The sequence below is a fragment of the Streptomyces lomondensis genome, from assembly GCF_014651035.1.
GTDB lineage: Bacteria > Actinomycetota > Actinomycetes > Streptomycetales > Streptomycetaceae > Streptomyces > Streptomyces lomondensis.
Genome location: NZ_BMWC01000003.1, coordinates 1 through 25618, shown reverse-complemented (window position 1 = coordinate 25618; position 25618 = coordinate 1). Strand labels below are relative to the sequence as shown.

The following is a 25618-nucleotide window of genomic DNA, read 5'->3' as shown; positions in this document are numbered from 1 at the left end:
ACGTCGGTGCACTCGGAGCACTCGTCGTCCCGTCCGACGTTCTCATCGATCACCAGCCCGGATGAAATCGAATGGTGCCCCGACACGGTGGCTCACGGGTTGTACACCTGTCCCGTCCGATAGCTGCGAAGCGCCAGTCGAACGGGCAGGAACAGCGGGCTGGGCAGCGCGTCGAGCGGGTACCACGCCCAGCTCTCCAGCCGGTCCGGCTCCCTCACGCTCGGGGTTCCTTCGAAGTCATGCGCGAGGAACTCGACGTCGATGTAGTGGCGTCCGTACTCGCGGACGTTGCTCACGCAGAGCAGGCTGAGATCGTGGACCTTGAGGCCGCTCTCCTCCATGACCTCCCGGGCGGCTGCCTCCTCCAGCGACTCGCCGAACTCCACGTGACCGCCGCACCAGCCGTAGGCCCCGGCACCGTGCGCCCGCAACCGCTTCCCCAGCAGCGTGGTGGAGCCCCTGAGCAGCATGACGCCCACTCCGACCATCGGCCGTTCGGCCATAGTCATGGAAGCCCCCGAAGACGTCAGGACCCGGCCACCGCGCCACCGCCTCCTTCCGCCCCCGGCGTCGACGTGGTGGCTCCGACGCGTCTGACATACCCTCCGCCGACGGACCTCAACCGTTGGCCATGCCTGTGCGGACAGCCCTCTGCGACTCGGGAGCGATGGCGCCGGATATCGCCGCTTGCTCGACGCTGAGTGCGATGACTCGGTGAGCATACGTGCCCTGAAAGGGCGAAGCGGACAGTTCCGAATTCCGTCGGGCGTCCGCTGGGGCGGACGCCCCCTCGCCACCGTGGCCTGATCGAACGACCCAGCGCAGAACGTCAGATGCTCGTACCACGGGCGATGCGGTACAGCACGTTCGGACACAGTGGTCCCTCGGGCACGGTGGGGTCGTCGAAGTCGTCGGCGGGATCTCGGGTCATGCACAGCGCGGCCTCGGTGGCGTAGCCCTGGCCTCAAGGCAATCGCTTTTCCTGTAGGTGACACCACCACACAGAAGCACCATGCAACCGCTCGCTCGCAGGCTGAACGGGGCGACCACCAACCCGGCGGACCGACGCGGTCACAGCACTAGACGAGTAGTTCCGATTGCAGGGTTCCCAGACGTAGGGAGGGTGTCCAACCCCCGGCTGACCGATGCCGAGCTGGTGACCCTGGCGGTGGCCCAGGCCGTGCTGGGCTTTCACTGCGAGGCCCGCTGGCTGCGCTTCGCACACGCCCACCTGCACGGGATGTTCCTCGCCAGGATCCGCTGGGCCACCCGGACGCCGACACCTTCGATGGTGCGGCCGCCGTGCTGTTCGAGGTCGTGCGGCGGGTCGCGAACAGGACGGCCTCGCGGCGCTCCGGGTCGTCCAGCCACCGTTCCACGCCGCCATGAGCCAGGCGACCCCCTCGACGTCGTACTGGCCGTCGACGGCGAGCCCCGCCTCGGTGAACTCTCGTGGCGGCTCGTCCGGCCGGGCGAGGTAGGCGGTGGTGAAGAGGCTGCCGTCCTCCTGGGAGGGCGTCGTACGCGGCGTCCCGTGCGGGCAAGGCACGGGCGTCGCCGACGTCCGGCACGCGTGCCGGGCCCGCGGGCAGGAGACGTCGGAGCACGTCCTGCGTGCGCCAGAACTCTAGGCGGCCCGGCCCCTGTCTGAGGCGGGCGTCCTCCTTGCCGAGGGTGTAGTAAGCGAGGATGTCCTCGCGAAGGCATGGGTCAAGGCTGCGCAGCGCGACCGCGTCGGTGCGAATGGTATTCCCGCAGCCTGTGTGCCGGACCGCACTTCCGCACCACAGGGACTCATGTGACACTGTCGTCCCGTCCGCCGTGCGGACCCGCTCCGCACCCTCCGTCCCCCACGAGAAGGGCGCCGTGCGTTCCCTACCTCTGCCCCTGGCCCTGACCGCACGCCTGTCCCCGGTGGCCGTGCTCGCCGCGGCGGGCTGGGCGCTGTCGTCCGGTCCGCTCGCCGCGCCGCAGGCCGCCGAGCACAAGCCGGCCGACGAGAAGACCGGGACGCAGTCGGCGTCCGCCCCGTCGACGTCGACCGTGTCGAAGGCGTTCACGGCCGCGCCCGCCCCGTGTCAGAGCGTCGCCAAGAAGACGATCGAGTCGCTGGTGCCGGGCGCCAAGACGGCCGGCAAGGAGATCCCGTCCACGGACTCGGAGCTGCGCCGTACCTGCTCCTGGAACGCGCTCAAGGGCTACGACTACCGCTGGCTCGACGTGTCGTACGAGGTCATGGGGTCGGACGAGGCGGCGGAGAAGGCGTACCGGGAGAGCACCGAGAAGAACAGCGGCGGCGGGGCCGTCCCCGGGCTGGGCGACAGCGCCTACTCCGTCGTGAACCTCACCACCGAGGACAAGCAGCAGACCCGCGAGGGCGTCGTGGTCGCGCGCACCTCCAACGCGCTGGTGACGGTCACGTACAACGGCAGCGACTTCGAGTCGAAGAAGGCGCCCGACACGGACACGATCAACAAGGGCGCCATCAAGGCCGCGAAGGAAGCGGTGGCCGCGCTGGAGAGCGAGAAGGGCTGATCCGTCCGCCCTCCAGCGTCACCGGGCCGCGTCAGAGCGTGCGGCGCCGCGGCGCCATCAGCAGCAGGTAGAGCACCATCGACGTGCCCAGGCCCACCGCCCAGCCGTAGTCGGCCAGACCGGCCAGTGCCGGGATGGGGCGGCCGTCGATCAGCGGCTTGAAGCTCGCGCCGCCGACGGCGAGGACACCGCCGGCCACGAAGGCGACGACGGCCCGCCAGTTCCAGCCGCCCGCGTACCAGTAGCGGCCTCCCGTGCGGTACAGGTCGGCGAGGTCGAGCCGGGAGCGGCGCAGGATCCAGTAGTCGGCGATGAGGATGCCCGCGACGGTGCCGAGCAGGCCGCCGACCAGGCCGAGCCAGGTGAAGATGTAGCCCTGCGGGTCGGAGTACAGCTTCCACGGGAAGATCAGCACACCGAGGACGCAGGTGGCGAGGGCGCCGGCCCGGAAACTGATCTTCCGGGGCGCGATGTTGGAGAAGTCGAACGCCGGTGAGACCAGGTTGGCCGCGACATTGACGGACAGGGTCGCCACCAGGACGGTGACCAGCGCGAAGAGCAGGCCCACCGTGTTGTCGGTCTTGGCCGCGAGCTGCACCGGATCCCAGATGGCCTCGCCGTAGACGGCCTGGCTGCCCGAGGTGACCATGACCGACAGGAACGCGAAGAGGGTCATGGTGGTCGGCAGGCCGAGGGCCTGGCCCCAGGTCTGCGCCTTCTGGCTCCTGCCGTAGCGGGTGAAGTCGGGGATGTTCAGGGACAGCGTGGACCAGAAGCCGATCATGCCCATCAGGGCGGGGGCGAACAGCGTCCAGAAGTCGGCGCCCCAGCCGAGCTTGGAGGGCTGGTCGAGCAGCGGTCCGAAGCCGCCCGCCTTGTCGCTCATCCACCACAGCATCACGAAAGCGCCGACGAGCACGAAGGGCGCCGCCCAGTTCTCGAACCGGCGGATCGTCTCCATGCCCCGGTAGATGATGACGACCTGGAGCGCCCAGAAGATCGCGAACGACAGCCACATGGTCCAGGCGTAGCCGCCGACCTTCGCCGCGTCCGTCCAACCGCTGCCGACGAGCTTGCCGGCCAGGAAGTAGATGGCCTCGCCGCCGATCCAGGTCTGGATGCCGAACCAGCCGCACGCCACCAGCGCCCGTACGACGGCGGGCAGGTTGGCCCCGCGGATGCCGAAGGAGGCCCGCGCGAAGACCGGGAAGGGTATGCCGTATTTCGGTCCCGCGTGCCCGGTGAGCAGCATGGGTATCAGCACGATCACGTTGGCCAGGGCGATGGTGAACACCGCCTGCTTCCAGTCCATGCCGACGGCGATGAGCCCGGAGGCCAGGGTCCAGGAGGCGGTGTTGTGGGCCATGCCGACCCACAGCGCGGAGAAGTTGTACGTGGTCCAGGTGCGCTTCTCGACGGGAACCGGCAGCAGGTCCTCGTTGGCGTAGGGACCGCTCGGCGCCGGGGCGCCCGGGGCGATCTCCACCCGGCCGTCGGCGAGGGTGACTTGGGTGGTCGGCGGTGTGGCCGTGGGAGCGGTATCGGTCATGGGCCAGGCCAATCAGGGGAGGTGGGACGGGAAAGGCCATGCGGGTGGCGCCGATGGGGGGTGCGCTCGCGAGCGTCCTGGGCCCCTTCCCGAGCCGCCGGGAAGGGGGAGTTCGAGGGGGTGTGCCGGGCAGGAGGGTCAGCCGTTGACCGCCGGGATCACCCGCGATCCGTACACGTCGATCACGGCCTCCTGCGCGTCGTGCATGTCGTAGACGGCGAACTGGTCCACGCCCAGGTCGCGCAGCGCGTTCAGCTTCTCCACGTGCCGCTCGACCGGGCCGATCAGGCAGAACCGGTCGACGATCTCGTCCGGCACGAACTGGGTGTCGGGGTTTCCGGCGCGGCCGTGGTGGGAGTAGTCGTAGCCCTCGCGGGCCTTGATGTAGTCGGTGAGTTCGTCCGGCACCGCGGCGGAGTGCTCGCCGTACTTGGACACCAGGTCGGCGACGTGGTTGCCGACCATCCCGCCGAACCACCGGCACTGCTCGCGCGCGTGGGCGAGCGCCGCGGGCGAGTCGTCCTCGGTGACGTAGGCCGGGGCGGCCACGCAGATGGTCACCTCGGAGGGGTCGCGGCCGGCGGCGACGGCCGCGTCCTTCACGGCCTTGACCATGTACTCGGTCAGATACAGGTCGGCCAGCTGGAGGATGAACCCGTCCGCCTCCTCGCCGGTCATCTTCAGGGCCTTGGGGCCGTACGCGGCCATCCACACGGGCAGTTCGGCACCCGGCCTGATCCACGGGAAGCGGATCACCGTGCCGCCGAGGTCGGCCTCCTGGCCGCTGCCGAGGGCCCGGATGACCTTCATGGCCTCGCTGATCCGGGCCAGGGTGTTGGGCTTGCGGCCGGCCACGCGCATCGCGGAGTCGCCGCGCCCGATGCCGCACACCGTGCGGTTGCCGTACATGTCGTTCAGGGTGGCGAAGGTGGAGGCGGTGACCTCCCAGGTGCGGGTGCCCGGGTTGGTCACCATCGGCCCGACCTTCAGTTTCGTGGTGTTGGCCAGGATCTGGCTGTAGATCACGAACGGCTCCTGCCACAGCACGGCGGAGTCGAAGGTCCAGCCGTAGGAGAAACCGTTCCGTTCCGCGCGCTTCATCAGGCTGATCACCCGCGAGGCCGGCGGGTCGGTCTGCAGGACGAGTCCGAAGTCCATCGCCACTCCCTAGTTCAGGTACTGACAGGTGGAGCGCGGGGTGTACACGCCGTGCCCGGCGTGCCCGGTGTACTCCCGCTCGGTGATCACGGGTTCGCCGCGCGAGAGGACCGTCTCGACCCGTCCCGTGACGCGCTTGCCCTCGTACGCCGAGTAGTCGACGTTCATGTGGTGGGTCTCGGCCGACATGACCTGCTCGGCGTGCGGGTCGTAGATCACGACGTCGGCGTCGGCGCCCGGCGCGATGGTGCCCTTCTTCGGGTACAGGCCGAACATCCGCGCCGGGGTGGCGCAGGCGATCTCGATCCAGCGGCGGCGGGAGATGTGCCCGTCGAGGACGGCCTGGTGGAGCAGGTCCATACGGTTCTCCACGCCCGGCAGGCCGTTGGGGATCTTCGAGAAGTCGCCGCGGCCGAGTTCCTTCTGCCCGACGAAGCAGAACGGGCAGTGGTCGGTGGAGACGACCTGGAGGTCGTTCGTCCGGAGCCCCAGCCACAGCTTGGCCTGGTGCTCGCGCGGCCTGAGGGGCGTGCTGCACACGTACTTCGCGCCCTCGAAGTCCGGCTCGGCGAGGTTGTCGGTGGACAGGAACAGGTACTGCGGGCACGTCTCGCCGAAGACGTTCAGCCCGTCGTCGCGGGCCCGGGCCAGCTCGGCGACCGCCTCCATCGCCGAGACGTGGACGACGTACAGGGGCGCGCCCGCGACCTGCGCGAGCTTGATGGCGCGGTGGGTGGCCTCGGCCTCCAGCAGGGCCTTGCGAACCTCGCCGTGGTAGCGCGGGTCGGTCTCGCCGCGGGCCAGCGCCTGCTCGACCAGGACGTCGATCGCGATGCCGTTCTCGGCGTGCATCATGATCAGGCCGCCGTTCTCGGCGGAGCGCTGCATGGCGCGCAGGATCTGGCCGTCGTCGCTGTAGAAGACGCCCGGGTAGGCCATGAACTGCTTGAAGGAGGTGACGCCTTCCTCGATCAGCAGGTCCATCTCCTTGAGCGTCTCCTGGTTGACGTCCGAGACGATCATGTGGAAGCCGTAGTCGACGGCGCAGTTGCCCTCGGCCTTGGCGTGCCAGGCGTCCAGGCCCTCGCGCAGGCTGTGCCCGACGCTCTGCACGGCGAAGTCGATGATCGTGGTCGTGCCGCCCCAGGCGGCGGCGCGGGTGCCGGTCTCGAAGGTGTCGGAGGCGAAGGTGCCGCCGAAGGGGAGCTCCATGTGGGTGTGGGCGTCGACGCCGCCGGGGATGACGTACTTTCCGGTGGCGTCGATCGTGCGGTCTGCGGTGAAGGCCTCGGCGGCGGGGGTGCCGGAGGTTGCGAGGGCGGCGATGCGGCCGTCCTCGATCAGGACGTCGGCGTGGATCTCGTCGGAGGCTGTGATGACGAGGCCGCCGCGGATGACTGTACGGCTGCTCATGTCGTGGTCGCTCCTCGCAGTCGGTATGTGCGGGTTGTGGGTGGTTGCTCGCGCCCGCGCGGCGGTAGCCGCATATCGAATACAGCCCCGCGCCCCTTCAAGGACGATGCAGCCCGGGCGCCCTTCAGGGAGCCGTCAGGGGGCCATACGCCCCGGGCGCCCGGTCCCGGTAGAACTGCCAGCGGTCGCGGACCTCGCGGAGTTTGGCCATGTCCAGGTCGCGGACGACGAGTTCCGGCTCCTTGTCGCTCGCCACCTCGCCGACGAACTGGGCCTCCGGGTCGACGAAGTACGACGTGCCGTAGAAGTCGTTGTCGCCGTACTCCTCGACGCCCACCCGGTTGATCGCGCCGATGAAGTACTCGTTGGCGACGGCCGCCGCCGGCTGCTCCAGCTGCCAGAGGTAGCCGGACAGGCCGCGGGAGGTGGCCGAGGGGTTGAAGACGAGCTCGGCGCCCGCGAGGCCGAGGGCCCGCCAGCCCTCGGGGAAGTGGCGGTCGTAGCAGATGTAGACGCCGATCTTGCCGACGGCCGTGTCGAAGACGGGCCAGTCGGAGTTGCCCGGGCGGAAGTAGAACTTCTCCCAGAAGCCCCTGACCTGCGGGATGTGCGTCTTGCGGTACTTGCCGAGGTAGGAGCCGTCCGCGTCGATCACGGCGGCGGTGTTGTAGAGGACGCCCGGCTGCTCCTCCTCGTACATGGGCAGCACCAGGACGATGCCCAGTTCCTTGGCGAGGGCCTGGAAGCGGCGGACGATCGGGCCCTCGGGGATCTGCTCGGCGTACTCGTAGAAGGCCGGGTCCTGGACCTGGCAGAAGTACGGTCCGTAGAACAGCTCCTGGAAGCACAGGACTTGGGCGCCCTGCGCGGCGGCGTCGCGGGCCGCCTGCTCGTGGACCTGGATCATCGACTCCTTGTCGCCGGTCCAGGCGGTCTGGAAGACGGCGGCACGGATCACTCGGCTCATCGGGACCTCCGGTCGCTCGGTGTGCCGTGAGCCTAGGGAGGGCGGAAGGCGTCGTTGAGTTGCACCGTGTCACGTCCGAGGGCGTGCGGCGTGCCACCGTGTCACTCTGCCGTGGGCCCATGTTTCACCGCCGTTTTCCCAGGTGGTCGCGTGTTTCACTGTTGTTGCGCGTCATGCGCGAGGAGGGCGATGTGCACCGAGGCGGCCTGCTCGAAGTCGTCGAGGTCCACCCCGAGGCGGCCCTGTATGGCCTCCAGGCGGCGGTAGAGGGCCGGCCGGGAGACGTGGTGGAGCTGGGCGGTGCGGGACTTGTTGCGGCCGGTGGCGAGGTAGGTCCGCAGGACGGACAGCAGGTCCTCGTCGCTCTCGCGCAGCAGCCCGTCCAGCTCCCGCTCCGCGAAGGACTGCACGTGCGGGTCGTCGCGCAGCAGGCGGATCAGGCCCCGCAGATGGACGTCCTTCAGGCGGACGACCGGCGGGAGGTCGAGGGCGGCGGAGGAGTCGGCCACCGCGTCCGCCACGTGCTGGGCCTCGCGCAGGCCGGTGGGTACGTCGTCCCAGGCGACGCGAGGGTCGGCCGCGGCGACGACCGTACGGTCCGGGCCGGACTCGGTGCGCAGCCGGGTCGCGAAGTGCGCGGCGAGGGCGTCCGCGTCCTGGTCGCGGGGGACGCTGAGCAGCACGGCGGTGGCCCCGTCGGCCAGTTCGGCGACCAGCCCGGGCAGACCCAGCAGCCGCAGCAGCCGGTCCAACCGGGAGGGGTCGCCGTCGCGGACGACCAGGGGCACGAAGGTCCGGCGGTTGACCGGCAGCCCGGCCGCGCGCGCCCTGGGCAGCAGCTGGCGTGCCGGGACGATGCCGCTGACCAGGTCGGTCAGCAGGCTCTGCGCGGACTGCTCCTCCCAGGAGCACGCGGCGCCGCCGCCGAGCATGCGGTGCAGGACGAGGGCCTCGGCGGCGCGGTCGGCCAGCAGCTGCCCGGTGGCGGTGTCGCCGCGGTAGCCGCACAGCACGATCCGGCCCCAGCGCTCCCCGCGCCCGCCCAGTTCGGCCCGGATCCAGCCGTCACCCTCGGTGCCTCCCCCAGTGCCTGAACGGCCTGGGCGGTGCCCCCATGCCTGGCGGGCTATGCGCTCCCAGTCGCGCAGCACGTCGTCCACGGCCGGCCGCTCCCCCGCCGTGCCGAGGACGCGGTGGGCGAGGTTGGTGACGACGACCGGGCAGGCGCTGTGCCGGGCGACCTCGTCGAGCAGGCGTTGCAGCGGGGCGCCCGCCGTGATGAGCGCGGTGAGTTCGGTGCGGACGGCCTCGGAGAGGCTGACGGCGGCGAACTTGCGCCGTACCAGCCGGGACTGGACCTCCTCGGTCAGCTCGGCGAAGGGGAAGGGCCGGTGCAGGACGATCATCGGCAGCCCGCACCGCTCGGCCGCCCGGCGCATCACGTCCGGCGGGGAGGGGAAGGCGCGACCGAGTCCGAGGACGACCGCCGCCGCCTCGGCGCGGTGCAGCGAGCGGACGTACTCGGCCTGCTTGTCCTCGTCGCCGGCGAGCAGCACGCCTGTGGTGAGGACCATCTCGCCGCCGCTGAGCATCACCCCGACGTCGGCGGCCTCGGCGACGTGCACCCAGCGCACCGGCCGGTCGAGGTGGCTCGCGCCGGCCACCACCTCGGGCTCCCCGGCGAGCACCCGCTCCAGGGTGAGGACCTGCCGCACCGACAGGGCCGGTTCCAGGGAATCCCAGGTGGTGGTCATGGTGACGGTTCCCTTGCTCAGTGCACTGCTACTGGATGCTCCTCAGAGCGTTCTCGAGGATCGCGGCGCCCTCCTCGGCCTCCGCGACGTTGAGGGACAGCGGCGGGGCGACGCGCAGCGAGCTGGTGTTGTGGCCGCCGCCCTTGCCGATCAGCAGGCCGCCCTCGCGGGCCGCCTCCAGGACGGCCGCCGCGGCCTGCGGGTCGGCCTCGTCGGTCCCCGGCTTGGTGATCTCGAGGCCGATCATCAGCCCGCGCCCGCGTACCTCCCGGACGGCCGGTACCTGCGCGGCGGCGGCCCGCACACGCTCGATGAGCAGGCCGCCGACCCGCCGGGCGTTGCCCTGGAGGTCGTGTTCCAGCAGGTAGGTGAGGTTGGCGAGGCCCGCCGCCATGGTGATCTGGGTGCCGCCGAACGTGGAGATGCTGTTGGCGTCCAGGCAGTTCATGATCTCGGAGCGGGCGACGACCCCGCCGATGGACATGCCGTTGCCGATGCCCTTGGCGAAGGTCATGATGTCCGGCGGCCCGCTGCGCCCGTGGGCCTGCCAGCCCCAGAAGTGCTCGCCGGTGCGGCCCCAGCCGGTCTGCACCTCGTCGGCGATCCACAGGATGCCGCGCTCGTGCAGCACCTCGCGGAAGGCGGCGTAGAGGCCGTCCGGCGGTGAGGTGAAGCCGCCGACGCCCTGGATGGGCTCGGCGATCAGCGCGGCCGGGGGGCGGGTGTGGCCGAGCAGGTCGACCAGGTCGTCGACGCAGGCCGCGATGAAGTCGTCGTCGCTCAGGGCGGCGTACGGGCCGCGGGTGCGCACGCCGCCGTGGACGTACAGCGTCTGCAGCGGGGAGAGCGAGGTCGGGGACCAGCCGCGGTTGCCGGTGATGCCGACCGAGCTGAAGGAGCGGCCGTGGTAGCTGTTGCGCATCGCCAGGACCGTGTTGCTGCGCCGGTACGCCGTGGCCAGCAGCAGGGCGGTGTCGTTGGCCTCGGTGCCGGAGGTGGTGAAGAAGACCCGGGCGTCCGGGATGCCGCTCAACTGGGCGATACGCTCGGCGAGTTCGACCATCGGGCGGTTGAGGTACAGGGTCGAGGAGTGGATGATCCGCCCGGCCTGCTCGCTCACCGCCTTGGTCACCTCGGGCAGCGCGTGCGCGGTCATCGTGGTGAGGATGCCGCCGAAGAAGTCGAGGTACCGGTTGCCGTGGGCGTCCCAGACGTGGCGGCCCTCGCCGTGGGTGATCTCGATCGGCTCCTCGTAGTAGAGGGCGAGCCAGTCGGGGAGCACGGCCCGGTGGCGGCCCAGGAGGTCGTCGGTCACGGCTGCACCAGCCCTTCGTAGGCGTCGGGGCGGCGGTCGCGGTAGAAGGCCCACTGCTGCCGCACTTCTTCGATGAGGTCGAGGTCCAGGTCCCGGATGACGAGTTCCTCCTTGCTGTCGCTGGCGACGTCCCCCACGAACTGCCCGCGCGGGTCGACGAAGTAGCTCGTCCCGTAGAAGTCGTTGTCGCCGTACTCCTCCTGGCCGACGCGGTTGATCGCGGCGATGTAGTACGCGTTGGCGACGGCGGCCGCGGGCTGCTCCAGCCGCCACAGGTGGGACGACAGGCTCCGGTGGGTGGCGGAGGGGTTGTAGACGAGCTGGGCTCCGGCCAGGCCCAGTTGCCGCCAGCCCTCCGGGAAGTGGCGGTCGTAGCAGATGTACACGCCGACCTTGCCGGCCGCGGTGTCGAAGACGGGCCAGCCGAGGTTGCCCGGCTTGAAGTAGAACTTCTCGCGGAAGCCCTTGAGCTGCGGGATGTGGTGCTTGCGGTACTTTCCGAGGTAGGTGCCGTCGGCGTCGATCACGGCCGCGGTGTTGTAGTAGAAGCCGGGCTGCTCGGCCTCGAACACCGGCGCGACGATCACCATGCCGGTCTCGCGCGCGAGTGCCCGCATCCGCCGCACGGTCGGCCCGTCGGGGACCGGCTCGGCCCAGCGGTAGTGCTCCGGCTCCTCGACCTGGCAGAAGTAGGGGCTGTTGAAGACTTCCTGGAAACCGATGATCTTCGCGCCCCGGCGGGCCGCCTCGCGGGCGTGCTCCTCGTGTTTCGCCACCATGGACTCGGTGTCGCCGGTCCAGGTGGCCTGGACCAGAGCGGCACGTACGACGTTGGCCATGAGCTGCTCCTTCGACGCGACGTCTGCGCCTCTACGCCCGTAGAGACGGGCCGTAGAGCCACGAACGTAAGCCTCCGGCCCGGGCTTGCCAAGACCATCGTCGCCAACCCGCGGGGCCGGGTGCGATTCGCACTCCTGTGGGTGAGTCGCCGGTGGCACGATATCGCCGGTCAGGCGGGGAATCCGGCGACCCGGAGGGCGTGCAGGAGATCCCAGTGGCGCTCGTCCGACACGCCCTGGGCGGCCTCCAGCAGGAGCGGCATCAGGCGCTGCGGATCGGGCTCGGCGCTGCGGGCGGCCTCCTCGGGGGTACGGGCCCGCACGTAGGCGTCGAGCAGCGCGCGCACCTCGCGCCGGCGCCCCTCGGCGACCAGCCCGAGGACGGCCTCCCCGACCTCGCACGCAGGCCGGGCGACCCCCTGGCGCAGCATCTGCTGCCCGTCCTCCGCTCGCCCGGCCGCGACCAGGGCGTCCGCGGCGGCGACCAGCCGTCCGGCGGGCAGCGAGGCGGCCTCCCAGAGCAGGGTCTGCCAGTGCGCCCCCAGCCCGGCCCGCTCCAGCTCGTGGGCGAGCAGCGGGAACCGGGCGGGGGCCCAGTACGCGGCCTCGACGAGCAGGGCGTGCGCCTCCCCGCTGCGCCCCTCGCTCCGCAGCCGCGCCAGCGTCTCGACGGCCCGCACGACCTCCGCCCGCTCCGCCGCGCCGACCGCGCCGGCCTCCGGCGCCGCGTGCTCCACCACCGCCTCCTCGGCGGCCCCGGCGAAGCGCGCGCCGCGCGGGGTATGGCCGGTGGCCGGCGCGGGCACGGGCATCGTCGGCACGGCGGCGGGCGGCACGACGACCGGCGCAGCCTCCTCCTCGACCATCCCGGCGAAGCGGGCACTCCCGCGACGGCGTTTGCGTTGCTTGGGGGCGGGGGGCTGGGGGGCCGGGGGCTCGGGTGCGGCCGGGGCAGGGGCTGGAGCGACCGGGGACGGGGTCGCAGCGGTTGCGGACTGGCTGGGAATGGCCGGGGTCGGGCCTTGGGTGGTCGGGCCCGGGCGTTGAGGGGCCGGGGTCGGGCCATGGGCGGCGAGGGTCGGGCCTGGGGCGGACTGGGCCGGGGCTGAGGCGCCCGGAGCCCGGCCTTGAGCCGCCGGAGCCGGGCCTGACTGGGCCAGGGCCGGACGTGGATCCGTCGGCGCCCAGCTTTCGGCAGCCGAGGCCGCACCCGGACCCGCCGGAGCCGAACCCGACCCGTCCGGGGCCCGACCCGGAGCAGCCGACGCCCAGCCCGACTCCGCCGAATCCGGACCCGGACCCGGGTCCGGACCCGCCAAAGCGGAACCCGGCCCAGCCCAAACCGAACCCGAACCCGACCCAGCCGAGGCTCGGTCTGGACCCGCCGCAGCCGGGCCACGCTCCGCCGGAGCCGGGCCCGGCCCCGCGAAGGCATGGGACACCCCAGGTGAGACGGCTTCCCGGAACACCCCGCCCCTCAGCGGGCCGCGCTCGCCCGCGACCGCATCCCCGGCCTCCGGCGCAACAGGAACCACCGGCCCCGTGCCGTACCCGCGCACACTGCCCGCCGCCTCACCACCCCGCGCACCCCGCGCACCCCGCGCGCCTTGCGCACGCGGCGCGGCCTCCGGTCCGTCCCCGTCGGCCCACCACCCGGAACCGGCTTCGCGATCGTCCCTGTGCAGCGGCGGCACCCCCTGCCGCTGCCCGTCCAGGTAAGCCATCCGCGCTCTGAGTTCCGCGCAGCGCACGGTCGCTCGCTCGTGGTCGTCCCGGGCCCAGGCGAGGTCCAGCCGCAGGGCGTCGGCCTCCTCGCGGGTGGTGGCGGAGGCCAGCTGCCGGGCCAGGCCGGCCTGGCGTTCGGCGGCGAGCCGCTGCTCGCGGAGCATGACGTCCAGCAGGTCCCCGAGGGCGTCACGGCCGCCGGGCCTGCTGTCGAACGCGGCCAGCGCGGCGGCATGCAGGGCCCGGGCGCGTTCCGTCTCCGGGCCCGCGCCCCCCGGGCCGTACTGCCCGGCGAGGTCCCGCAACAGCGCCTCGACCACGTCCCAGGGCGGCATCTCACGCCCGTCGAGACAGGCCCGCATGCCTTCGGGGTCACGCTGCCAGAACACCGCGTACCAGCCGCCGGACGGGTCGAGACGCGCCAGCAGACCGTCCAGGTAATTCGCGAACTCCCGTACTTCGGCCGGGAGTTGATCCGCCGCCATCGCTCAACTCCCGCCAGAACGGAGCACTCCGCCCAGTAGGCAACACCAGTCGTGTTACAGCAGTGCTACAAGGAGTTTTCACATGGGGCGCAGGAGTCTCAGCACGCACCTCAGAGAGGCACGAGGACACACTGTCCCGCCAGCTCGTCCATGGACAGCCCGAGCGCACCGGCCAGCGCGGCCACCGTGAAGAAGGCCGGGGTCGGGGCGCGCCCGGTCTCGATCTTCCGGAGGGTCTCCGCGGAGATGCCCGCGGTCGCCGCGACCTCCGTCATGCTCCGGTCGCCACGCGCCTCACGCAGCAGCTTGCCGAGCCGCTCGCCGCGTTCGCGCTCTTCGGGGGTGAGAGGGGTGCGCACCATGACCCCATTCTAATACCGGTATAGTAATTGGCATGGTGGAGCTGAAGACAGACACATCGATCGACGCCATGTACGAGGCGGGCCAGGTCGTCGCCCGCGCTCTGACGGCCGCGCAGAAGGCCGCCGGCGTGGGCGTCTCCCTGCTGGAACTGGACGAGGTGGCACACGACGTGCTGCGCGAGGCGGGCGCGACCTCGCCCTTCCTCGGTTACCGGCCGTCCTTCGCGCCGACTCCCTTCCCCGCCGTTCTGTGCGTCTCGGTGAACGACGCGATCGTGCACGGCATCCCGACCCGCTACCGCCTGCGCGACGGCGACCTCGTGTCGATCGACTTCGGCGCCGAACTGGGCGGCTGGGTCGGCGACTCCGCGCTCAGCTTCGTCGTCGGCACTCCGCGCGAGGCCGACTTGCGCCTGATCGAGACCGCCGAGCGTGCCCTCGCGGCCGGCATCGAGGCGGCCGTCGTCGGCAACCGCATCGGCGACATCGCCCACGCGATCGGCACGGTCTGCCGCGCCGCCGGTTACGGCATCCCCGAGGGCTTCGGCGGCCACGGCATCGGCCGCCGGATGCACGAGGACCCCGGCGTGCCGAACGAAGGACGGCCGGGGCGCGGCATGCGGCTGCGGCACGGCATGGCGCTGGCGATCGAGCCCATGGTCATCGCGGGCGGCACGGACACCTTCCACGCGGCCCCCGACGGCTGGACCCTGATGACGGACGACGGCTCCCGCGCGGCCCACGCCGAGCACACGGTGGCGATCATGGAGTCCGGCCCGAGGATCCTGACCGCACGCTGACATCCGCCGGATTCACCCGGGTATGCCCCGAAGGTGCCCCTTGTCGGCGATCGTGCGAAGGTGTTGTACGAGCGCGCCCCAGGTGTAACGGGCTGCCACCCGGGTTACCCGACCCCGGCACGTCGACCAGCGAGGGCGTCCCCCGCCCGCGCGCCGGGGACGCCGGGAACGGAAGGCCCATGAGCAGCGGCTTCAGCAGCCCGGAGGGCTACGGCTCGGATCCCTTCGGAGAATTCCTCGCACGCTTCTTCGGCGGACCGCGTCCGGGTCCCCGGCAGATCGACCTGGGCCGGCTGCTCAGCCAGCCGGCCCGGGAGCTCGTCCGCGGCGCCGCCCAGTACGCCGCCGAGCACGGCAGCCGCGACCTCGACACGGAGCACCTGCTGCGGGCGGCGCTCGCCACCGAACCCACCCGGACCCTGCTCAGCAAGGCCGGCGCGAACCCCGACTCGCTGGCGTCGCAGATCGACGAGCGGTCGGGCCCGGCCCAGCACAGCCCGAACGACGCGCCGCCGCCGACCGCGCTCTCCCTCACCCCGGCCGCCAAGCGGGCCCTGCTGGACGCGCACGACATGGCCCGGGCCCGCGGCTACGGCTACATCGGCCCGGAGCACGTGCTCAGCGCCCTGGCGTCGAACCCCGACTCGGCCGCCGGGCACATCCTGAACGCGGCCCGCTTCGCCCCCTCCGAGCCGCCCGAGGCGCCGGAGGTTCCCCAGGCCGAGCGGCCGCGCCCGACGAACACGCCGACCCTCGACAAGTACGGCCGTGACCTCACCGAGCTGGCCCGGCAGGGCCGGATCGACCCGGTGATCGGCCGGGACCAGGAGATCGAGCAGACCGTCGAGGTCCTCTCCCGCCGCGGCAAGAACAACCCGGTGCTGATCGGTGACGCGGGCGTCGGCAAGACCGCCATCGTGGAGGGGCTGGCGCAGCGCATCTCCGAGGCGGACGTGCCGGACGTGCTGATCGGGCGCCGCGTGGTCGCCCTGGACCTGACGGGCGTGGTCGCGGGCACCCGCTACCGGGGCGACTTCGAGGAGCGGATGAACAACATCGTCGGCGAGATCCGCGCCCACTCCGACCAGCTCATCATCTTCATCGACGAGCTGCACACGGTCGTGGGCGCCGGTGCCGGTGGCGGCGAGGGCGGCTCGATGGACGCCGGCAACATCCTCAAGCCGGCCCTGGCCCGGGGCGAGCTGCACATCGTGGGCGCCACCACGCTGGAGGAGTTCCGCCGGATCGAGAAGGACGCGGCGCTGGCCCGCCGCTTCCAGCCGATCATGGTGCCGGAGCCGACCGCCGCCGACGCGATCGAGATCCTGCGCGGCCTCCAGGACCGCTACGAGGCCCATCACCAGGTCCGCTACACCGACGAGGCCCTGGTCGCCGCGGTGGAGCTGTCCGACCGCTACCTCACCGACCGCCGGCTGCCGGACAAGGCGATCGACCTGATCGACCAGGCCGGTGCCCGGGTGCGGCTGCGGGCCCGGACCAAGGGCACGGACGTGCGGGCCATGGAGCGGGAGCTGGAGCAGCTGACCCGGGACAAGGACCAGGCGGTCGCGGACGAGCAGTACGAGCAGGCCACCCAGTTGCGCGACCGGATCATGGAGCTGAAGCAGCGGATCACCGAGGCCGGCGGCGAGGGCGAGGTCGACGAGGGCCAGGACCTGGTCGTCGGGGCCGAGGCGATCGCCGAGGTGGTGTCCCGCCAGACGGGCATCCCGGTCAGCAGCCTGACCCAGGAGGAGAAGGACCGCCTGCTGGGCCTGGAGGAGCATCTGCACCAGCGGGTGGTCGGCCAGGACGAGGCCGTACGGGTCGTCTCGGACGCGGTGCTGCGCTCCCGCGCCGGGCTCGCCAGCCCCGACCGGCCGATCGGCAGCTTCCTGTTCCTCGGCCCGACGGGCGTCGGCAAGACCGAGCTGGCCCGGGCGCTCGCCGAGGCCCTGTTCGGCAGCGAGGACCGCATGGTCCGCCTCGACATGAGCGAGTACCAGGAGCGGCACACCGTCAGCCGTCTGGTCGGCGCCCCGCCCGGCTACGTCGGCCACGAGGAGGCGGGCCAGCTCACCGAGGTCGTCCGCCGCCACCCCTACTCACTGCTCCTGCTGGACGAGGTCGAGAAGGCCCACCCGGACGTCTTCAACATCCTGCTCCAGGTCCTCGACGACGGCCGGCTGACCGACTCCCAGGGCCGGACGGTGGACTTCGCCAACACGGTCATCGTCATGACCAGCAACCTCGGCTCCGAGGCCATCACCCGCCGCGGCGCCTCCGTGGGCTTCGCGTCGGGCGGCGCCGACGCCGACGAGGAAGCCCGCCGCGAGCAGATCCTGCGCCCCCTGCGCGAGCACTTCCGCCCCGAGTTCCTCAACCGCATCGACGAGATCGTCGTCTTCCGCCAGCTCACCACGGAGCAGCTGCGCCAGATCACCAACCTCCTCCTGGACCGCACCCGCTCCCTGGTCCAGGACAAGGGCATCACGGTGACCTTCACCGACCGGGCGGTGGACTGGCTGGCCGACCGCGGCTACCAACCGGAGTACGGCGCCCGCCCCTTGCGCCGCACGATCCAACGCGAGGTCGACAACGAACTGTCACGGCTGTTGCTGGACGGCAGGGTCGAGCGGGGCGGCCGGGTGACGGTGGACGTGGAGGACGGTCACTTGGTGTTTCGGACTCAAGAGACAGCAGCGCCCTCGTCCTAGGGGCGCGGGGAACTGTGCGACCAGCCCCCGCCCGCCCGCACCCGGCCCTCAACGCACAGGCCACACCACCATGGCCGACCCCCCACCCCTCCGCTCGGTCTCGGCGGCGGCAAGCCACTGCCCACCCGGCAACCGCTGAACCCCCGTAGCCGCCCCGATCTCCGGGTTCGACCTGAAGACGTGCCCGATCGCTTCCAGCCGCTCCCGAACCTCACGGTCGAGCCCCGGCTCCAGCTCGGTCTGCGCGGCATTCCGCTGACTCGCCCGAGGCGCCGCGATCGCGTCGACGAGCGGCAACCCCCGGTCCAAAAACCCGGTGAGCGTCTGCAGCACGGTCGTGATGATCGTCGCCCCGCCCGGCGACCCCAGCGCCACCACGGGCCGGTCCTGCCGGTCGAGAACGATCGTCGGCGACATCGAGGACCGGGGCCGCTTCCCCGGCCCCGGCAGATTCGGGTCGTGCACCGCGGGATTCGCCGGCGTGAAGGAGAAGTCCGTCAGCTCGTTGTTGAGGATGAACCCCCGCCCGGGCACGGTGATCCCGCTCCCACCGGTCTGCTCGATGGTGAGGGTGTAGGAGACGACGTTCCCCCACCGGTCGGCCACGGTCAGATGCGTGGTGCTGTCCCCCTCGTACGTCGTGGGAGCGGCCGTACCGCCGGAACCGCACGGCTGCGGGTCACGCGGATCACCGGGCGCCACGGGACTGGTGAGCACGGCGTCGTCCTTGATCAGGCACGCCCGCGAGTCGGCGAACCGCTGTGACAGCAGCTCCTTCGTCGGCACGTCCTCGAAGGCCGGGTCGCCCACCCAACGCCCCCGGTCCGCGAAGGCGATCCGGCTCGCCTCGATGTACCGGTGCAGGTACTCCGCCTCGCTCGCCTTCGACAGGTCGGTCCGCTCCAGGATGTTCAGCGCCTCCCCGACCGTCGTGCCTCCGGAGGAGGACGGCGCCATGGAGTAGACGCCGAGGCCCCGGTACGAGGTCCTGGTGGGCGCCTGGAGCTTGGTGCGGTACGCCGCCAGGTCCGTGGCGGACAGGTCGCCCGGGCGGGCGTTCCAGCCCGAGTCCGGGTCCACCGGCGGCTTGTTGACCGTGTCGACGATGTCCCGGCCGAGCGGGCCGTGGTACATCGCCCCGACACCCTTGCGCCCCAACTCCGCGTAGGTGCGCGCGAGATCGGGATTCCTGAAGGTGGAGCCCACGACCGGCAGCCGCCCGCCCGGCAGGAACAGCTCGGCGGTGTCCGGGAAGTAGCGGAAGCGGGTCTCGTTGGCCGCCGTCTGCGCGCGGAAGGTCTCGTCGACCGTGAAGCCGTCGCGGGCGAGCCGCTCGGCCGGCTTCAGCAGACTGGAGAGCCGCTTGGTGCCCCACTTGTCCAGCGCCGTCTGCCAGGTGGCGGGCGTGCCCGGCGTGCCGACGCTCAGGCCGCTGCTGACGGCTTCGGCGAAGGGGACGGGCTTGCCGTTCTCGACGAACAGGTCCTTGCCGGCGCTCAGCGGGGCGGTCTCGCGGCCGTCGATGGTGCGCACCGTGCGGGAGTCGGCGTCGTAGTAGACGAAGTAGCCGCCTCCGCCGACGCCGGCGGAGTAGGGCTCGGTGACGCCGAGCGCGGCGGCCGTGGCGACGGCCGCGTCGACGGCGTTGCCGCCCTTCCTGAGGACCTCGATCCCGGCGGCGGAGGCGTCCGGGTCGACGCTGGAGACGGCGCCGCCGTAGCCGACGGCCAGGGGGGTCTTCTCACCCCCGGGGCTCTGCGCGGCGGGTGGCGCTGCCGCCCCCACCGAAGCCACCACGGCGGCCGAGACCGCCAGGACCGTCAGATTCCGTGCGACAGGGCGACGCATCCGCACCTCCAGTCAAAGGCCGTTCGCGCAGCTTAATTCATCGCCATGGCCGCGTCAGGCAGGCGTCGAACCCCGGTGCGTCGGGCCCGCTACCATGCGCGCCCATGAACGACGACGTGCGCAACATCGTCCTGGGCGTCATAGCGGCGGGCATCAGCGCCGCGCTGGGCTGGGTGGCCCGCACCTACCTGTACCGGCGCAGGCTCCGCCGGAAGCAGGCGTTCTTCGGGCTGCCCGACAACTCCGAGTCGCTGCTGGTGGTGAACCGCGGTGCCGCGGGACCCGAGTTGGCGGTGATGCGCTACGACGTGTTCGCGCTGCTCGAACTCGCCGCGCTGATCAAGGACTGCAACGCCCACGCCCAGATCCTCCCGCACGACACCGCGCGTCAGGGCTTCGGTGAGCGCACCGAGTTCTGTGTGGGCGGCCCGGCGTCGAACCGCCGGATGGCGGCCCATCTGTCCTCCCTGCTGCCCGGTGTGCGAGTGAACGTGGACGCCGAACCGGGCCCGGACCGGGGCTCGTTCCTGGTCGGCTCGGAGCGCTACCGCGTGGAGAACGGCAGGGAGGAGTACGCGCTGCTCGCCCGGCTCACCGCCGAGCGCAGCCAGAACACCCGTCCGGTGTTCCTCTTCTGCGGCCAGACGTCGATCACCAACCAGGCAACCACCCGCTACCTCGCCCGCAACCACGAGCGGCTGGCCCGCAAGTACGGCGGCAGCTCCTTCGTGCTGCTGCTGAAGGTGATCAACTCCCAGGCGTACGGCCCGGACGTCGTCGAACTGGTCGAGGACGTGACCCGTGCGGCCCAGACGCCGCTGCCCGCCGCGGCTCCACGCAGTACACACCGCGCCTCCTGAAGTCCTCCACTGCTCAACAATCGTTACTGCCACGTAACTTACCGACGGGTTACCACTGGTAAGGGGGCACGGTTACCGTTCGGTCACTTTGCACTGACACGAGTGAGGAGTGACCCGTGGGACATCACCGCAAGGCCCTGCGCACCACCGCCGTAGGCGCCGTCTCGGCGACCCTGGTCGCCGGCACCGCCCTCGGAATCGCCCCCACCGCCCAGGCGGCGCCGAACCCCGTCCGCTTCGTCGACATCGCCGGCGAGGGCGGCACCGTCCTCAAGGCCAACGTCGTCACCCCGGCCGGCGCCCGCGGCACCGACCGCTTCCCGCTGCTCGTCCTGCCCACGAGCTGGGGCCTGCCCCAGATCGAGTACCTGGCGCAGGCGCAGCAGCTCGCCGACTCCGGATACGTCGTGGTCACGTACAACGTGCGCGGCTTCTGGCAGTCGGGCGGCGAGATAGAAGTGGCGGGCCCACCCGATGTCGCCGACGCGTCGAAGGTCATCGACTGGGCGCTCGCGAACACCCCTTCGGACGCCGGGCACATCGGCATGGCGGGCGTCTCCTACGGCGCCGGCATCAGCCTGCTCACCGCCGCCCATGACAAACGGGTCAAGGCGGTCGCCTCGCTGAGCGGCTGGGCCGACCTGATCGGCTCGATCTACGCCGGGCGCACCCAGCACGTCCAGGCGGCCGCCCTGCTGGACGGCGCGAGCATCGTCACGGGCCGGCAGAGCGCCGAACTCCGGCAGGTCTTCGACGACTTCTACAACTCCAATCTGGCGAAGGAGCCGGAGCTCATCGCCTGGGGGAAGAAACGTTCCGCTGTTACGTACGTCGACCAGATCAACAAGAACGGCGCGGCGATCATGCTCGCCAACGCCTGGGGCGACTCGGTCTTCCCGCCCAACCAGTACGCCGACTTCCACGAGAAGCTGACCGGCCCCAAGCGGCTGGAGCTGCGGCCCGGGGACCACGCCACCGCCGAGCTGACCGGCCTGTTCGGGCTGCCCAACGACGTGTGGAAGGACACCCGGCGCTGGTTCGACCACTACCTGCGGGGCGAGGCCAACGGCATCGACCGCGAGCTGCCCGTCCAGCTCAAGTCCCGCTCCGCGGGCGGCTACGAGGGCTACCCGGACTGGAAGTCGGTCGGCGCGAACGACCGGAAGATCGCCCTCGCGGGCTCGAAGACGATCCACGCGAACGTGAACTCGGGCGCGGACGGCGGGGTCGTCTTCCTGTCCAGCATCCTCGACCAGATGGCCCAGCTGCCCCCGATGGCCTCGATCCCGCTGCTCCCCCGCCGCTGGGCCGCCGTGTGGCAGTCGGAGAAGTACGCCACCGCCCAACAGGTACGGGGGACGGCGAAGTTGCACACAACCCTCACACCGGCCAAGGAGAGCGGCACCCTCGTCGCCTACCTGTACGACGTGGGGCCGCTCGGCCTCGGCAAGCTGGTCACCCACGCGCCGTACACCTTCCACGGGCGCACCCCCGGAAAGCCGTTCGGCGTCGACCTGGAGCTGTACTCCACGGCCTACGACGTCCCGGCCGGGCATCGCCTCGCCCTGGTCGTCGACACGGTCGACCCGCTCTACATCGAGCACAACCCGTCCGGCGCGCAGCTGACCTTCTCCTCGCCGGTGAGCGACCCGTCGTACGTGTCGGTCCCGCTGCGCGAGCAGTGATCTCCGGCTGCCGCCGGACGGGCCTGGCCGATGTGAACCGCCGCCCCCGTGGCCGACAGCGCCATGGGGTCCGCGCCCGGCGGGAACGCCCCGCGGACCGGGCGGGCGGTCTGCTCACCCCGGGCGGTGTCGGCGGAATTCGGCGAAGTCCCCCTCTCCGACAGGGATGAAGGGCACATCGTAGTCGAGGTCCGATGCGATGAGCCGTCCGGTGCCCGCCCGTTCAGTGCTTGAGGATCTTGGAGAGGAAGTCCTTGGCGCGGTCACTGCTGGGGTTGGTGAAGAACTCGTCGGGGGTGCGGTCCTCGACGATCCGGCCGTCGGCCATGAAGACGACGCGGTTGGCGGCCGAGCGGGCGAACCCCATCTCGTGCGTGACGACGATCATGGTCATGCCGTCGCGGGCCAGTTGCCGCATGACCTCCAGCACCTCGTTGATCATCTCCGGGTCGAGGGCCGAGGTCGGCTCGTCGAAGAGCATCGCCTTGGGCTCCATGGCCAGGGCGCGGGCGATGGCCACACGCTGCTGCTGACCGCCGGAGAGCTGCGCCGGGTACTTGTCCGCCTGGTCGGCGACGCCGACCCGGTCGAGGAGTTCCCGGGAGCGCTTGTCGGCGTCCTCCTTCCGGCGCCCGCGGGCCTTGACCTGCCCCAGGGAGACGTTCTGCAGGACGGTCTTGTGGGCGAAGAGGTTGAACGACTGGAAGACCATGCCGACGTCGGCGCGCAGCCGGGCCAGGGGCTTGCCCTCCTCCGGCAGCGGCTGCCCGTCCAGGACGATCTGTCCGGACTCGATGGTCTCCAGCCGGTTGATCGCCCGGCACAGGGTCGACTTTCCCGACCCCGACGGGCCGATGACCACGACCACCTCTCCCCGGCCGACGGTGAGGTTGATGTCCCGCAGGACATGCAGCTCCCCGAAGTGCTTGTTGACGTCACGCAGCTCGATCAGCGGATCGACGGCCATGCTCAGCCCTACTCACTCTCAGCTGTGTGGTGGTTGCCGCAACGTATCCAGGCAAGATCAGACTTGTCGGGCGACACGCACTTTTCGATCATTAGCCGTATTTACGTCGGACTTTGGGCCAAAGGTTCTGGCCATGGCGTTCATGCCTCCGCGACTTCCGCGTACAGCTGCGACAGCTCGGGCACGCCGTTCGCGGCCCACTCGTGCCCGGAGTCCACGACGTCGAACTCCCGGCCGGAGTCCAGCCGCACGACGGGCTGCCCGTCGGAGCGGATCTCCCAGGCGGCTCCCGGGACGGTGCGCACGATGACCGTGCCCAGGTAGAGCCCGGCGTCGTTGCCGAGCCAGGGCAGCGTCTCCTCGTCGTCCCGCCAGCGCGGCAGGAGCTGGTCCAGCGCCTCCAGCGAGGCCGCCGAGTCGTCCAGCCGGACACCCGCCCGGGACGCCTGGGAGCGGAGCAGTTCACACTCGGCGAGGAGTTCCGCGATGCCCGCCGGATCGGGGAACCCCACCTTCTGGCGCCGGTTGCCCAGGAAAGGGATGTTCATACGTCCAGCGTGTCATTCGTACCGCCGTACGCACCACAGGCGCGCGGGCCGTCGGTGACGGTCGAGTTCACGCCGTGTTCGCCCCTGGCTCGTTGACGAGTCCCTGTTGTCTCCCTAGCTTCACCGTGCGTCTTGCGTATCGGCTGTCGTTACGTCTTCGGTACGTCGTCTGTTCCGTCGCCGTGTTCCGTCCCTGCGTTTCGTGGTGTCGCGTCGTGTGTCGATGAGCGGGAGGAGTCGGCCGTGCGCCGATGTGTCCGGGGGGTCCTGGTCGTCCTGACCCTGTGCGGGTCCTTGATCTCGGCGGTGCCGGCGCAGGCCGCCGAGGAGAGACCGGCCGCGCCGGTACCGCTTGAGCGACTGTTCGACAACGTCGCGGTCAGCGACGACGAGCGGCCCGCGGGGGCCGACTTCGACGGTGCCGGCGCCTCCCTGTCGGCGCGGGACCTCAGGGCCGCCGGCTGGACACCCGGCCGCACCCTCACCGTCCAGGGGGCCCGGCTGACCTGGCCCGAGCGGCAGCCCGGCGAGCCGGACAACGTCCGGGCCGCCGGGCAGGACGTCCGCGTCACGGGGCGCGGTGACGCCCTCGCCTTCCTGGTGGCGGGCACCGCCGGCACGGAGGTGGGCGGGCCGGGCACGATCACGTACGCGAACGGCACGCGCTCCGCTTACCGGCTGACCGCGCCGGACTGGCGCACCGGTCCGCTCGCCACGAAGGCGGTGGCCCTGCCGCACATCAACACGCCCGGCGGGCAACTCGCCGAGCGGGCCCGCCTGTACGTCGTGACGGTGCCGCTCGCGCCGGGGCGCGCGGTCGCCTCGGTCCGGCTGCCGCGCGCGGCCGGGCTGCATGTCTTCGCGCTGTCGGTACGGACCGCGACGCAGGGCTGGACGGGCAGCTGGGCGACGTCCACGGGCGGTTACGCCGCGGTGGGGCCCTGGACCGACCGGACGCTGCGGCTGGTGGTGCACACCTCGGCCGGCGGGCCCCGGGTGCGGGTGCGGTTCGACAACACGTTCGCGGCGGCTCCGGTGCGGATCGGGAGCGCGACGGTGGCGGTGCAGGCGTCGGGCGCGGCCTCGCGGGGCACTCCGGTGCCGCTGTCCTTCGGCGGTGCGGCGGGCGTGGAGATCCCGGCCGGCGCGCAGGCCTACAGCGATCCCCTCGGCTTCGCCGTGCCCGCGGACACCAACCTGCTGGTGAGCTTCCACCTGCCCGGCACGGTGGCGGCGGCGCCCGTGCACCGGCTCGCCCAGCAGCGGTCGTACGTCAGCGAGCCCGGCGACCACGCGGCGGACGGCTCGGCGGGGGCGTACACGTCCGTGATCAGCAGCTGGCCGCTGCTCGCCGGGGTCGACGTGGGCGGCGGGCCCGGGTCCGTGGTGCTGCTCGGGGACTCGATCACCGACGGCGACAGGTCCACGGTGGACGCGAACCGGCGCTGGCCCGACGTCCTGGCCGACCGGCTGCTCGCCCAGAACACCGTCCCGCGCTACGGCGTGCTGAACCAGGGCGTCTCGGGCAACCGCGTGGTCACCGACCGCTACCCCGGCGACGGGGTGTCCACGGACACCGCCGGGGTGAGCGCCCTGCACCGGTTCGACCGGGACGTCCTCGCCCAGCCGTCGGTACGTACGGCGGTCGTCTTCGAGGGCGTCAACGACCTGCGGTGGGACACCTCCGCGGAGCAGGTGATCGCCGGGCTGCGGGAGATCGCGGCGCGCGGGCACGCCCGGGGCGTGAGGATGCTCGCGGCGACGATCCTGCCCTGCGAGGGCGAGGCGCGGTGCACGGCCGCCGTCGACGCCGAGCGGGTCGCGGTCAACGAGTGGATCCGGGACGGCGAGGTCTTCGACGGCGTGCTCGACTTCGACGCGGTGGTGCGCGATCCGCAGCGGCCGTCCCGGATGCTGCCCGCGTACGACAGCGGGGACCATCTGCATCCGGGCGACGCGGGGCTGGCGGCCCTGGCGGAGTCGGTCGACCTGCGGCTGCTCCGGTCGTAGGGGGTGTTGTTCGGATCAGGCCCTAGGGCCTGTCGTTTGGATCAGGTCGCAGGGAAGTGACGGTGCTGTTCAGTGCCGGTG

General features: G+C 71.6%; 19 protein-coding genes and 1 pseudogene. 6 read left to right on the top strand and 14 right to left on the bottom strand.

The annotated features are described in order from the left end of the window. Positions 1-92: 92 nt before the first annotated feature. Positions 93-509, bottom strand: a complete 417-nt coding sequence (locus IE255_RS11670) for a nucleotide triphosphate diphosphatase NUDT15 (RefSeq protein WP_190050144.1) — start codon at positions 507-509, stop codon at positions 93-95. A gap of 320 nt (positions 510-829) precedes the next feature. After that, positions 830-964: pseudogene (locus tag IE255_RS11665) on the bottom strand (GNAT family N-acetyltransferase); the annotation flags it as partial. Between the two features lie 902 nt (positions 965-1866). Here IE255_RS11665 and IE255_RS11660 point away from each other — a divergent pair. Next, positions 1867-2535, top strand: a complete 669-nt coding sequence (locus tag IE255_RS11660; RefSeq protein ID WP_190050143.1) for a hypothetical protein — start codon at positions 1867-1869, stop codon at positions 2533-2535. 31 nt (positions 2536-2566) lie between these two features. Here IE255_RS11660 and IE255_RS11655 read toward each other — a convergent pair whose 3' ends face one another. From IE255_RS11655 to IE255_RS11615, 9 genes are all read right to left on the bottom strand, one after another. Next, complete coding sequence (locus IE255_RS11655) at positions 2567-4084, bottom strand: NCS1 family nucleobase:cation symporter-1 (RefSeq protein ID WP_190050142.1); 1518 nt, start codon at positions 4082-4084, stop codon at positions 2567-2569. Between the two features lie 138 nt (positions 4085-4222). Continuing rightward, positions 4223-5242, bottom strand: a complete 1020-nt coding sequence (locus tag IE255_RS11650) for a TIGR03842 family LLM class F420-dependent oxidoreductase (protein ID WP_190050141.1) — start codon at positions 5240-5242, stop codon at positions 4223-4225. A gap of 9 nt (positions 5243-5251) precedes the next feature. After that, positions 5252-6655 (bottom strand): dihydropyrimidinase, encoded by a 1404-nt coding sequence (gene hydA / locus IE255_RS11645; protein WP_190050140.1) that lies wholly within the window; start codon positions 6653-6655, stop codon positions 5252-5254. A gap of 124 nt (positions 6656-6779) precedes the next feature. Further along, positions 6780-7622, bottom strand: coding sequence for a nitrilase-related carbon-nitrogen hydrolase (locus IE255_RS11640; RefSeq protein ID WP_190050139.1), 843 nt, complete (start codon positions 7620-7622; stop codon positions 6780-6782). Between the two features lie 155 nt (positions 7623-7777). Next, positions 7778-9376 (bottom strand): PucR family transcriptional regulator, encoded by a 1599-nt coding sequence (locus IE255_RS11635; protein ID WP_190050138.1) that lies wholly within the window; start codon positions 9374-9376, stop codon positions 7778-7780. A gap of 28 nt (positions 9377-9404) precedes the next feature. Then, the gene (locus IE255_RS11630) at positions 9405-10691 is read right to left on the bottom strand and encodes an aspartate aminotransferase family protein (protein ID WP_190050137.1); all 1287 of its coding nucleotides are present in this window, start codon (positions 10689-10691) and stop codon (positions 9405-9407) included. Then, on the bottom strand, positions 10688-11530 hold the full coding sequence (locus tag IE255_RS11625; RefSeq protein WP_190050136.1) for a nitrilase-related carbon-nitrogen hydrolase: 843 nt from the start codon (positions 11528-11530) through the stop codon (positions 10688-10690). Before IE255_RS11625 ends, IE255_RS11630 begins: the two co-directional genes overlap by 4 nt. A 170-nt stretch (positions 11531-11700) precedes the next feature. Further along, a complete protein-coding gene (locus IE255_RS40555) occupies positions 11701-13740 on the bottom strand; it encodes a hypothetical protein (protein ID WP_190050135.1) in 2040 nt (679 codons plus the stop codon). 110 nt (positions 13741-13850) lie between these two features. Beyond that, a complete protein-coding gene (locus tag IE255_RS11615) occupies positions 13851-14102 on the bottom strand; it encodes a helix-turn-helix domain-containing protein (protein ID WP_190050134.1) in 252 nt (83 codons plus the stop codon). Between the two features lie 32 nt (positions 14103-14134). Between IE255_RS11615 and map the strand changes: the two genes are divergently transcribed. Then, positions 14135-14902, top strand: a complete 768-nt coding sequence (gene map, locus IE255_RS11610) for a type I methionyl aminopeptidase (protein WP_190050133.1) — start codon at positions 14135-14137, stop codon at positions 14900-14902. A gap of 179 nt (positions 14903-15081) precedes the next feature. Beyond that, positions 15082-17619: an ATP-dependent Clp protease ATP-binding subunit gene (locus tag IE255_RS11605; RefSeq protein ID WP_190050132.1), complete on the top strand. Its 2538-nt coding sequence runs from the start codon at positions 15082-15084 to the stop codon at positions 17617-17619. A gap of 48 nt (positions 17620-17667) precedes the next feature. On the opposite strand, the gene ggt is transcribed toward IE255_RS11605, so the two are convergent. Then, complete coding sequence (gene ggt / locus IE255_RS11600) at positions 17668-19467, bottom strand: gamma-glutamyltransferase (RefSeq protein ID WP_190050131.1); 1800 nt, start codon at positions 19465-19467, stop codon at positions 17668-17670. 104 nt (positions 19468-19571) lie between these two features. On the opposite strand from ggt, the gene IE255_RS11595 reads away from it, so the two are divergent. Then, positions 19572-20327, top strand: coding sequence for a hypothetical protein (locus IE255_RS11595; RefSeq protein WP_190050130.1), 756 nt, complete (start codon positions 19572-19574; stop codon positions 20325-20327). Positions 20328-20443: 116 nt separating this feature from the next. Then, positions 20444-22012 (top strand): CocE/NonD family hydrolase, encoded by a 1569-nt coding sequence (locus IE255_RS11590; RefSeq protein ID WP_190050129.1) that lies wholly within the window; start codon positions 20444-20446, stop codon positions 22010-22012. Between the two features lie 223 nt (positions 22013-22235). Here IE255_RS11590 and IE255_RS11585 read toward each other — a convergent pair whose 3' ends face one another. Together IE255_RS11585 and IE255_RS11580 are read right to left on the bottom strand one after the other, a co-directional pair. Further along, entirely contained in the window at positions 22236-22979 is a 744-nt protein-coding gene (locus tag IE255_RS11585; RefSeq protein ID WP_190050128.1) for an amino acid ABC transporter ATP-binding protein, read from the bottom strand. Positions 22980-23119: 140 nt separating this feature from the next. Then, complete coding sequence (locus IE255_RS11580; protein ID WP_190050127.1) at positions 23120-23527, bottom strand: DUF6278 family protein; 408 nt, start codon at positions 23525-23527, stop codon at positions 23120-23122. 243 nt (positions 23528-23770) lie between these two features. On the opposite strand from IE255_RS11580, the gene IE255_RS11575 reads away from it, so the two are divergent. Beyond that, positions 23771-25537 (top strand): SGNH/GDSL hydrolase family protein, encoded by a 1767-nt coding sequence (locus IE255_RS11575; RefSeq protein ID WP_190050126.1) that lies wholly within the window; start codon positions 23771-23773, stop codon positions 25535-25537. The last annotated feature ends 81 nt before the right edge of the window (positions 25538-25618 follow it).